Here is an 11878-nt window from a genome sequence, read left to right as displayed (position 1 = left end):
GCGGCGGAATGGGATTTCTGCGGAGAGGGCAATTATGACAACACATTTGGAGACGGAGAAAACGGCGCCGGAGCGCGCGGATCGCTACCGGGTCAGCATGGAGGAATATACACGTTTCCGACGGGATGGCTTTCTCGTCGTCCAGGGATTGGTCGGACCAGAGGAGATCGATGAGCTGCGTCGTCACACGGAGGACCTGATGCAGGGCCGGCTGCCGGAGCAGAATCGGCAGATGTCCGAACGCGATACCAGCAGCGACAGCGCGGTGAGCATGCAGGGCCTGGAGGCGCCGCCGGCGCATCTGAGCCCCGAGGAAAAGGTCCAGTACTATCTGCGCATTCACATGCTGCACCGCAAGTTGGAGCTGCACGAGCGCTACCTGCTGCATCCGCGCGTTCTGGATGTGCTGGAAGCCCTGATCGGACCGGACCTGCTCGCGCTCCAGTCCATGCTGTTCCTCAAGCCGCCTGGCAAACCCGGCCAGGGCTGGCATCAGGACTCTTACTATATCCCGACCCACCCCGACACGCTGTGCGGCGCCTGGATCGCGATCGACGACGCTGATGAGCGCAACGGCGCGATGTGGATGGCGAAGGGCAGCAGCGCCGAGCCGGTCTACCCGCCGCGCGAAGGCTACGGCTACGGAGACACGCACATCAGCGACATCGAATCCGTGTCCGGCGTCAGCGATCCCGACGACGAGAAGAACGATCTGAGCCGTGTCGCTCAAGGATACGACAACATTCTTGTCTCGGCCAAGGCGGGCGACGTCGTGTTCTTCGGCGGCCATATCCTGCACCGCTCCAAGCGAAACTGGACGACCGACCGCGTGCGGCGTTCGTTTGTCGGCCACTTCTGCAACGCCCGCTCCTTCACGCAGTGGGGCGCGGACCCGGATATCGCGCAGATGGGCGCTGAGCCTGTGGACCCGATTACCGGGATGACCAACGGCTCGCATATCTTAGCGCGCGGCGACACCCACCTTCCCTTCGCCCGCCCCCGCTTCGGCACGCCCTGCGCCGCCCTGCTCTCTCCCGACGAACGCCGACGCGAAAGCGATCACGCCGTTGCCATGATGGCGGATATGGACAGCGGCCTGATGGGCGCCGCCCCCGCCGATCCGTACGCCGCCCACGATCACGACGACAAATAAGCAATGTAGCCCGATCCCCAATGAAGCCGATGGGGACCGGGCTACACCTTCTCTCAGAACACTTATGAAGATCAACCGAAGAGAGTTCTGTCTCACGCTGGCCGCCGGCTCAGTCGCCGGGCTGGCTGGATGCGGACGCCGTCCGTTGTCCGCCGGCGCGCCCAGCCCCGCAGGAAAGACAATTCAGCTCGCCATCATCACCAACGGGAATTCGGATTTCTGGACTGTCGCGCGCGACGGGGCGGAGGCGGCGTTAAAGTCGCTGCCGAATGTCACGCTGGACTTTCGCATTCCCGATGAGCTGACCGCCGCCGGACAAAAGCGCGTGGTGGATGATTTGATCGCACGCGGCGTGGATGGCGTCGCCATCAGTCCGCTCGACCAGAAGAACCAGCAGGAGATGCTGGACGGCGCCGCCGCAAAGCTGTTGCTCGTCACCCTCGACGCCGATGCGCCCGCGAGCAAGCGCGCCTGCTATATCGGGACTGATGATGTGGACGCGGGGCGCCAGGCCGGCAAAACACTTCTCAAAGCAATGCCGAAGGGCGGAAAAGTTCTGTGCTTTGTTGGCGTGATCGATGCCCAGAACGCCCAGGACCGGCTCAATGGCCTCAAAGATGCGGTCCAAGGTTCAAATATCACGATTGTGGACGTACGCACTGACGGCGGCGACACCGCCAAAGCCAAGGCGAACGCCGCCGATGGGCTGGTCAAATACCCGGACCTCGCCGGTATGGTCGGCCTCTGGAGCTACAACGGCCCGGCAATCCTCAACGCAGTCCAGGACGCCGGCAAGGTGGGCAAAATCGCGATTGTTTGTTTCGACGAACAACCGGAAACACTCGCGGGCGTCAAAGGCGGCGCGATCTTCGCGACGGTCGTCCAGCAGCCGTACGCCTTCACACACGACGCCATTTCGATCATGGCGAAATATCTCGGGGGCGACAAATCGGTCATCCCCGCAGACAAAAAGATCATCTATCCGACACTGGTCATTCAGAAGGACAGCGTGGATGATTTCGCTCAAAAACTCCAGACGATGCGTGGACGCTCATGACAATCCGAACTTCGCGCTGGCGGCAGGTGTTTCCCGCCTTCGCTCTGCTTGCGGCCGCTCAGGCCCATGGCGCGGCCGCCCCTCCGATCATTCTCACGCCCCCGAATCCGACGCGGCTGGAAACGCTGGCGGCGCATGAGGCGCTGCGCTATGTTTATCTGCGCACCGGCAGTCTGGCGTCGGTGGGAGCGCAGGAGCCATCGTCCGGCGGCAATGCGATCGTCATCGCCCCCAAAAACAGCCCGATCCTGCGCCAGGCCATGCGAGATTCGGCGACGCGGGGCGCGATTCTGGCGCTGAAGCCCGAGCAATACCTGCTGAAGACGATCACGTCCGCGCATGGCGGGCGCGTTCTGGTCATCGCGGGCGGCGGCGATATCGGCGCGCTTTACGGCGTGTATCGATTCGCCGAGCGGCTGGGCGTGCGCTTTTATCTGCAAGGCGACACTGTGCCCGACCGCAAGATCGCATGGTCTATCCCCACGCTCAATGAAACCGGCAAGCCCCTCTTCGCGATTCGCGGCATTCAGCCGTTTCACGATTTCCCCGAAGGGCCGGACTGGTGGAGCAAGGATGATTATCTGACCTACATCTCCCAGCTCGCCAAGATGCGCATGAACTTTCTCGGCCTGCATGCCTATCCAGAGGGCGGGCCGAACGCCGAGCCGCTGGTGTGGCTGGGGCAAACGAAAGACGTGGACGCCCAGGGGCGCGCCTCATTTGCCTATCCCGCCTCCTGGTATACGAATTCACGTGAGACCTGGGGATATTCGGCGGCGCGAACGAAGGAGTTTTCCGGCGGCGCGGGCGCTCTCTTTGACGCCGATATTTACGGCTCCGATGTCATGCGGGGACTGGATCCCTGGACGCAAACGCCCGCGCAGTCCGTCCAGCTCTTCCATCAAACGGGCGACCTGCTCCATGATGTCTTCGCAGAGGCAAAGGCGCTGGGCGTAAAGACATGCATCGGAACCGAAACTCCGATGATCGCGCCCAGCGCGCTTCAGGAGCGCCTGCGCGCCGAGGGCATGGATCCCGGGAACCCCAAGGTCAAACGCGATCTTTACGAAGGCGCCTTCCGGCGAATCGCCGCGCGTTATCCCGTGGATTACTACTGGCTGTGGACGCCGGAAGACTGGACATGGAACGGCAACACACCCGCGCAGTTCGCCAAAACGACCGACGACATTCAGGCGGCGGAAGATGCGCTCACGGCGCTCGGCAAACCGTTTCAGCTCGCGACCTGCGGCTGGGTGCTGGGCCCACAAAACGACCGGACCGCGCTGGACCGATTCCTGCCCAAAGACGTCCCCATGAGCAGCATCAACCGCAGCACCGGCAACGATCCGGTCGATGCCGGATACGCGCGGATCAAGGATCGGCCAACATGGGCGATCCCCTGGCTGGAGAACGATCCCCAACTGACCGGCGCACAGCCATGGGTGGGCCGCATGATGTACGACGCCGCCGACGCCCGCCGTCTGGGCTGCGCGGGCCTGATCGGCATCCACTGGCGCACTCAGGAGATAGCGGCGAACGTCTCCGCCCTCGCCGACGCCGCCTGGGATCAGTCTTATGCCAAGCCTTCGCTTTTCCGCGCTCCAAACGGCCAAACGGAAGGAGTGCTCGGCGGGCGGACGATCGTGTCCGCCGAAGCCGTAGCTGGGGCGAATCCGCCGGCAGTTTATCAATCCGTGCGCTACAATGTGGACGGCTACTTCCTCCACGTTCTGAACGGCGCATACACCGTGACGCTGAAGTTCAACGAGCCGCATTACAGCGAGGCCGGCAAGCGCGTCTTCGGCGTTCAGCTTCAGGGAAAGCAAGTCCTGGAGCATCTGGACATCTTCGCCCGCGCTGGGCGGAACCATGCGCTGGATTTCGATTATCCAAAGATCCTTGTGACCGATGGATGTCTGAAAATCGCCTTCACGCGCGAAGTGGAGATGCCGGCCATCGCCGGAATCGTGGTTCAAAGCACAGCGGCGCCCAATCATCCGGGCGGCGCGGGGTTCGTCCGACGAATCAACTGCGGCGGCCCTGCCGTCGCGGGCTATGAAACCGATCTCGCCCCCGTCCCAGCGCGCGATGACCACCGTACGGCCCCCACCCTGGCCTTCTACACCGACTTCGCGCGCGCCAACTTCGGCCCCGAAATCGCGGCAAGCGCCGGCAAGATCCTATCGAAGGTAGACGGCATGAACATGCCCAAGCCCATCGGTTGGCTCGACGGTCCTGGCAATGTCGCTCCTGACCGCCAGCCCTGGAAATTGATCGAGACACGCTATGCCTTTGTCGATCAGTTCTCCGCCCTGCGTCCCCAAATCATCGGCGCGGGCAACCGAGAGCGCTTCGACTTCTGGCGAAATTCCTACCGAGCCGCCCGCGCCATGCAAATTGCCGGATGCGTGCGCGGCGCACTCGACGCCGCCATGGAGTCCCTCAAATCCAATGCTGACCCCAAAAAGAAAAAGACTCTGGCGGCGCAGGCGCTGGATCTGCGCATCCAGCTCGCCCGCGCCTGGGATCAAGTGATCGCGCTTGAGGAGGCGACAGTCAACACGCCCGGCGCGTTGGGCACGATCGACAACTTAGAAACGCATACACTGCGCCACGCGCATTTCCTGGACATCCATGACGCCGACCTCGCCGCCGCGCTGGGCCGCGCGCTGCCCGGCTCCATACGTCCCTCCGCCAGCTATCGGGGAAGCGCGCGGATCATCGTCCCCACCCTGCGCGGCCAGGCCGCGCCCGGCGAGCGTCTCCACGTTCGAGTGATCCTGCTGGGCGGCGTCCAGAACGGCGCTCTCTACTGGCGGCGGCTGGGGCGCGGCGCATTCCAGCGCATCCCTCTGGCGCACGTCGCCCGGTCTGTGTACGAAGCGGCCCTGCCGCCGGCCCCGAGCGCCGCGCCGGCGCTGGAATATTATGTGCAGTCTGGCGCTGGAGCGACCGCACTGCGATTCCCGGCAACCGCCCCCGCCTTGAACCAGACCGTAGTGATCGCAAAGCTCTGAGCTTCTCTCGGTAAATTGGGCGACGGGAGAGACCATCAGCATCGTTTTGACCGTTCTGGGAACTTTCTTCGACGGCCAGACGCTCTCTTAGAGGGTCTGGCCGTTTGCAGAATGCGGCGAAGCTTCTGTAAACAAGCGAGTTGACATAATCGCCGCTCTGCGCCATAATAGGCAAGTATTCACTCTGACATCGTTGTTAGATTTTGGCTCTGCAGCCACGTACTGGAAGCTCCGTCCCCCGACGTTTGTGGGATGGATTCCTCCATTGCGTGGCTTTTTGTTTGCGTCGACCACAACAAGGAGAATGTTCAGCAGTGAAGTCAACAACCGGCCGACAAGAGGCCATATCCGCGGTCATCAATTACAAGCCGCTCGTCAATGCGATCGACTTGGAGGGGGAGACATCCCGGTCCCTCTACGGTACGAACGTCTTCAACGATAAGGTCATGCGCGAACTGCTGTCGAAGCCAGTCTACAAGGCGGTGCAGCGGACGATCGAAAAGGGCGAAACGCTCGACGCGAGCCTGGCCGACGCAGTGGCGTCGGCGATGAAGACCTGGGCGCTGGAGAAGGGCGCCACGCACTTCACGCACGTTTTTTACCCCCTCACCAGTCTGACGGCGGAAAAGCATGACAGCTTCTTCGATCCGGACGGCGCCGGCGGCACGATCGCCCAATTCGCCGGAAGCGCGCTGATCCAGGGCGAGCCGGACGCCTCCTCGTTCCCATCGGGCGGCATCCGCAGCACCTTTGAAGCGCGCGGCTACACGGCGTGGGACGTCACCAGCCCGGCCTACATCTACGAGAACCCCAACGGCAACACGCTTTGTATCCCGACGGCCTTCTTGTCGTGGACCGGCGAGGCGCTGGACCACAAGACCCCGCTGCTGCGCTCCATGCAGGCGCTGAACCAGCAGGCGTCGCGCGTCCTGAAGCTGTTCGGCCACTCGGACTTCGGCATGGTGACGGCGTCCGCCGGCCCCGAGCAGGAGTACTTCCTGATCGACCGCAACTTCTACTTCGCCCGCCCCGACCTGCTGAACGCCGGCCGGACTCTGTTCGGCGCGAAGCCGCCCAAGGGCCAGGAGTTCGAGGATCACTACTTCGGAGCCATCCCGGAGCGCGTTCTGGCGTTCATGATGGAGGCCGAGCACGAGTTCTACAAGCAGGGCATTCCGATCAAGACCCGCCACAACGAGGTCGCGCCCGGCCAGTTTGAGATCGCGCCCGTCTACGAAAGCGCCAATCTGGGGCACGACCACCAGCACATCATCATGCTGACTCTCCAGCGCATGGCGGCGAAGTACGGCATGGCCTGCCTGCTGCATGAGAAGCCGTTCGCCGGCATCAACGGCTCGGGCAAGCATGTCAACTGGTCGCTCGGCTGCAAGCTCGGCAACCTGCTCGATCCGGGCGAGAACCCGCACGACAACGCGCAGTTCTTAGTCTTCTGCCTCGCCACTATCCGGGCCGTGCACAAGTACTCCACCCTGCTGCGCGCCTCCGTCGCGTCCGCCGGCAACGACCACCGCCTTGGCGCGAACGAAGCGCCGCCGGCCATCATCTCGATCTTCCTGGGCGAACAGCTTGAAGACATCTTCAACCAGCTCAAGGAAGGCAAAGCGAGCAGCTCGAAGACCTCGGGCACGCTGAAGATCGGCGTGGATACCCTGCCGACCCTCCCGCGCCATGCCGGCGACCGCAACCGCACGAGCCCCTTCGCCTTCACCGGCAATCGATTCGAGTTCCGCGCGGTCGGCTCCAACCAGTCCATCGCCTGGCCGCTCGTGGTGATGAACTGCATCGTCGCCGACTCCCTGGACTTCGTCGCGACCGAGATCGAAAAGGAGATGGGCGGCGATCCTGAGAAGTTCAACGACGCCCTCCAGACGGTCCTGTCCGGCATCGCGACCGAGCACAGCGCGGTCGTGTTCGGCGGCAACGGCTACTCGGAAGATTGGCATGAGGAGGCGGCCAAGCGCGGTCTGCCGAACCTGCGCAACACCATCGATGCCCTGCCGGCGCTGACGGATCCCGCGAACATCGCCGTCCTCGGCAAGTACGGCGTCCTCTCCGAGCGGGAAGTCGAAAGCCGCTACGAGATCTGGCTGGACCGGTACTGCCTGGACATCAACACCGAATCCATGCTGGCCCTGGAGATCGCCAAAACGAAGATCCTGCCGGCCGCCCTCACCTACCAGTCGCAGCTCTCGTCGCTGGCGATCAACCTGAAGAACATCGGCAAGACTCCCAACACCACCCTACTCGATCAGGTCATCGACCTGACGGATTCCCTCGAAGCGGGCATCGCCACGCTGGAAGAGGTTATGGCGCACGAAAACGAAGGCGACACCCTCGCCCACGCCACGCACTTCCGCGACCATGTCCTCCCGGCCATGCTGAAAGTCCGCACCGCCGCCGACGCCCTCGAAGGCGTCGTCGCCGACGAACTCTGGCCCCTCCCGACCTTCCAGGAGATGCTGTTCATCAAGTAAGTCCCCGCTCAAAGCCCCCCAGCCCAGCCGCCATCCAGGCGGCTGGGCTTTTTTTGTCACTCAAGAGAGCGCTAACAACAATACGAAAATTAAGGATTTCTCATTGCATGACAAAGAACAAGTAAAGATTTCGAATCGACAGTCAAATCTGGCGAACAAGGTCACAGATCCCTGTATAATGATCAGGACTTAATGCCCGCATCCTCAATGCTAAAGGACACGTCTTCATGAAAAAACGCGTTATCGCGTACGGAATTGCAGCGCTAGGAATGGCGGCTTCCAGCATCCATCCGGCCTGCGCACAGGAGTATATCCGAAATTTTGTCGCCGCTCCGGGAAACGCCGCCTTAACCCTTACGGGATTTAACAACCAGGGGCAAGTCAGCGGCAATTATTATTACGCCAGAATTGCCGGCATAGACACTTATCACGGTTTTGTATGGGACGCTCAGACAGGATTCCACGATGTTGCGCCGCAGGGAACCGCCAACAATAATCTGCTGGCGCTTAATGAGCAAGGGCAAACACTGGGAACCAGCTCGCCGCTCGGAGATTTCTTTCGAGACACGCTCGGGGGAATCCAGTGGTTGAATCTCAGCGGATTTGCATATAGCCCAGGGAAAATCCTGACGACTAGCAGTCAGATCGCCGGCCACATTACCGTCGCGGGGCATCTCCGCGCTGCGCGCTGGGATCCCGCGGCCGGAGCCTTGGACATTGGCCAGCAGCTCACGACCAGCAGCGACAGCGACGCTTTGAGGATCAGCAATACCGGCTTTGTCTGCGGCTATTGGAACACGGGAGCGACCGCGCTCGTGAATGGCTGGAATTTCCCTGTTTCACATGCATTTCTCTGGAATCCCAATACCGGAGTAGCGACCGACCTAGGCGGCCTAGGCGGATACTATGCGCGTGCAGCGTCAATTAACAATAGCGGTCAGGTAGTCGGCAACGCGGAAACCACGGGAAACGCCAGCTCGCACGCGTTCCTGGCAACTGTCTCGGGAACAATCCAGGATTTGAACTCCACGCTAGGAATATCATCCAGCAGTAATTCCTACGCAGCGGACATCAACAACCAAGGTGAAATTATCGGAAGCGCCGACACGATTGGTAATTTTGTACTGGACGGCTTGCCCACAAAAATCCAATATACTGCTGTCGGGCATCCAATGGCGTATGCAAGCACCTTGTACCGAATCAATGATTCGGGAGTAATTCTTGGAACAGGCGCTGAATGGGATCCAGTGCTGTACCGAAACAACAATGGGTTCATCGTACTCACGCCGCATAGGGTACCTAGAAACGGGTCACATTCTTACAGTACGTATGAGGATACTGCGCTTTCTGTCCCGAAAGGCCCATTGTTAAGTGGAGGCGGAGATGGAAACTCGGACATCAGCAACCTGACAGCCGTGCTGTACACTCCGGCTCAGCCATCTCTGGCAATCACGCCCCAAAGCACCGTCGCCCATGGCTCCGTCGTGCTGAACCCGAACGGCTCGTTCATATACACTCCCGCGCCGAACTTCAACGGCACGGACAAGTTCGATTTCCAGATCTTCGACGGCGTTTCTTACAGCGCTCCGGCGACAGTCTATATCACTGTAATTCCGGTCAACGACCCACCGGTCGCATTCGATAGCCAGCAAACACTGAATGAGAACACGCTGGCCGTGATCACGCCGAACGCCTCGGATGTCGATGGGAACGCGCTGAGCTATACGATCACGAAAAATCCAGTTCATGGACAACTGCTGACTCTCTCCGGAAAATTAACCTACGTACCGAACCCAAACTATTACGGCTCTGATAGTTTCCAGTATAAGGCGTTTGACGGCAACGTATATTCGAACGTCGCGACGGTATCCCTGACCATTAACTTCGTCAATGTCCCTCCAACCGTCGCTCCATGTACACTCACCGCTTATCAGGGCCGAGTGCTTTCGCAAGCAGCGCCTGGATTGCTGTCGCTCGCAAGTGACGCAAATGGCGATCCGCTTACGGTGTCGCTGAGTGTCCCGCCATCCACTGGAACGCTCACGCTCAAATCGAACGGCGCATTTTCCTACCAGCCAAATGCCAGCATCCCATTTCCGTTACAAGATAGCTTCACAATCGTTGTCAGCGATGGACACGGCGGGGCAACACCAGGCGTGATCTATATCAATATCCTGCCCGCCGCGCAAGATGTTACGAGCAAATATACAATTATCCGAGGCGGTTATATCCGAACTCCCAGCTCTACCACTTTCACACAGCAGGTGCGGCTGATCAACAACGGCGCAGACGCATTTCGGGGGCCGATCAGTTTGGTTCTGGACAAGTTACACAACGCCACTCTGTCCAATGACACAGGCATTACCGAGATCATCACCCCGGCAGGCTCCCCTTATGTCGATCAAGACATAAACCTGCTGTATCCAAGACAGGAAATTTCCATTACCCTGCAATTCAACGATCCCACGCTCGCCGCGATTAGCTACACCCCGCGCGTCCTCGCCGGTCCCGGCGCACGATAACGAAAGGCTTCGAATATGATCTCGACAAAACGCCGCATCCAGAGCGGCATGATATTACTGGCCGGAGCGTCGTTCTTCCTCGGCGGCGTCACGGCGCACGCGGCGACGCTCTATAAAACGACTCTGGATACGACCGGCCTGCCCGCGCTGGCGGCCGGCGATCACTATACCGCGTACTTCGGCTTGACGGGATCGGCCGGAAGCACGGTTACGCTCACCCAGTTGTCCGCCGGGAACGGCGGCGTGCTGGGCGCGCAGAGCTTCACCGGCGGCGCGTTCCTGCATTCGAACGGATCGGTAGCGCTCAAAGACACCGGGTTCGTCAATGAATTCACTCAGGATTTCACGCCCGGCAGTGAATTCGACTTTACCGTGGACCTGAGCCGAACAAAGATCGGGTCGCCCGATCCGGACTCCTTCACGTTCGCCATTCTGGACTCCGCCGGGGCGCCGCTGCCGTCCAACGATCCGTATACCGGCTTCGTCATCACCACGATCGATCTGACAAAGACCGACTATAACAACGATGATTTTGCACGTTACTCACTGACCGCCTCTCCAGCCGCATTCCCAGACGTCAATGAAACGACGCCTCCGCCAGTTCCGGAATTGTCTCCGAACCTGGCGCTCGCCGTTCTGGGCGGGTGTCTGGCGCTGACCATGAGACTGCGCCGCCGCTCGCTGCGAGCAGCCGCCCGCTAAACACAAACGCCGCGGCAGATCGTAATGATCTGTCGCGGCGCACTTCTCTCATCTGACACATTCCCGAGACAACAGCCTCACATCACCAGCGTCTTATCCCAGACCAGCGCCGAATCCAGCACGCCGATCTCCGCATACGTGCGCGCCGCCTGGAGCGCTTCGTCCAGCGTCACAATCTCGCGCAGCGGCACCTGGAACGCTTCCACGCCGATCGGCACTTCGACCACCTCCAGCATGCTGCGCATCGGGTTCACGAGATTATGGATGATGTGCTTCGATTCGAAGTTCACCGAAACAGTATACTGGTCTTTTCGACCGCCGCCGATCGTCAGCGTAAAGATCTCATCCTTCTCCGTCTCCGCCGTCTTCGAGATATTAACGCTGGTGTAAAACTTGCCTTCCATACGCCGGATCGCGACTTCGATATCTTCCCAATCGGGTTTGTTGACCCGCGCAATGGTGTGGCGATTGTTGACAAAGCCATAGGCTTTCATAATGGTGACGAACATGAGAGGATTATAGCAGATTGTACGGTCGGGCAATGCAAAACCAGCAGCGTCAGTAGCGCTAGTCGAGAAAACCGTCAGTGCCCGTACCCAGCATGAAGACCAATAGCCAGCCGACGAATAACCCAATGGCGACGCCGCACCATAGATTATGGCCTCGAACGCCGCCAAAACGATCAACGAAGAGACTGCGCGCGACAACAACACGGAGAAAGACGAGAAATAGAAGCGTGTGGAAAGATATACAGACGAGACCAAGGTCGTCCTGCATTTTAGGATAGTTAGGGTTCGGCTTCAGGCGATCGAACAGCAGATAATGCAGAGTGAAATAAATGGGAATGATTGCGGCGGCGCCGAGCAAGGTATTGGCGATGTTATTGGCGACACGCTTCAGCATAGAAATTGTAAATCTCCGAGATAACACGA

8 protein-coding genes are annotated in these 11878 nt (G+C 60.3%); 6 read left to right on the top strand and 2 right to left on the bottom strand.

Translation table 11 applies throughout. The features are described from left to right. Positions 1-34: 34 nt before the first annotated feature. The 6 genes from D5261_RS09075 to D5261_RS09050 all read left to right on the top strand — a co-directional run bounded on the left by D5261_RS09075 (position 35) and on the right by D5261_RS09050 (position 10946). Positions 35-1153 (top strand): phytanoyl-CoA dioxygenase family protein, encoded by a 1119-nt coding sequence (locus D5261_RS09075; protein ID WP_119324188.1) that lies wholly within the window; start codon positions 35-37, stop codon positions 1151-1153. Between the two features lie 64 nt (positions 1154-1217). Then, positions 1218-2210: a sugar-binding protein gene (locus D5261_RS09070; RefSeq protein ID WP_119324189.1), complete on the top strand. Its 993-nt coding sequence runs from the start codon at positions 1218-1220 to the stop codon at positions 2208-2210. Further along, positions 2207-5227, top strand: coding sequence for a malectin domain-containing carbohydrate-binding protein (locus tag D5261_RS09065; RefSeq protein WP_119324190.1), 3021 nt, complete (start codon positions 2207-2209; stop codon positions 5225-5227). Before D5261_RS09070 ends, D5261_RS09065 begins: the two co-directional genes overlap by 4 nt. A gap of 314 nt (positions 5228-5541) precedes the next feature. Then, a complete protein-coding gene (locus D5261_RS09060) occupies positions 5542-7722 on the top strand; it encodes a glutamine synthetase III family protein (RefSeq protein ID WP_119324191.1) in 2181 nt (726 codons plus the stop codon). 227 nt (positions 7723-7949) lie between these two features. After that, positions 7950-10244 carry a cadherin-like domain-containing protein gene (locus D5261_RS09055; RefSeq protein WP_119324192.1) on the top strand — a complete coding sequence of 765 codons (2295 nt, stop codon included), beginning with the start codon at positions 7950-7952 and terminating at the stop codon, positions 10242-10244. Positions 10245-10259: 15 nt separating this feature from the next. Beyond that, the gene (locus tag D5261_RS09050) at positions 10260-10946 is read left to right on the top strand and encodes a hypothetical protein (RefSeq protein WP_119324193.1); all 687 of its coding nucleotides are present in this window, start codon (positions 10260-10262) and stop codon (positions 10944-10946) included. Between the two features lie 77 nt (positions 10947-11023). On the opposite strand, the gene D5261_RS09045 is transcribed toward D5261_RS09050, so the two are convergent. Both D5261_RS09045 and D5261_RS09040 read right to left on the bottom strand, forming a co-directional pair. After that, a complete protein-coding gene (locus D5261_RS09045; protein ID WP_119324194.1) occupies positions 11024-11455 on the bottom strand; it encodes an Imm1 family immunity protein in 432 nt (143 codons plus the stop codon). 58 nt (positions 11456-11513) lie between these two features. Then, complete coding sequence (locus tag D5261_RS09040; RefSeq protein ID WP_119324195.1) at positions 11514-11849, bottom strand: hypothetical protein; 336 nt, start codon at positions 11847-11849, stop codon at positions 11514-11516. Positions 11850-11878: the final 29 nt, after the last annotated feature.

This window comes from Capsulimonas corticalis, from assembly GCF_003574315.2.
Classification (GTDB): domain Bacteria; phylum Armatimonadota; class Armatimonadia; order Armatimonadales; family Capsulimonadaceae; genus Capsulimonas; species Capsulimonas corticalis.
Note: the sequence above shows the minus strand (reverse complement) of the source record. Positions and strands in the feature narration are given on the sequence as shown.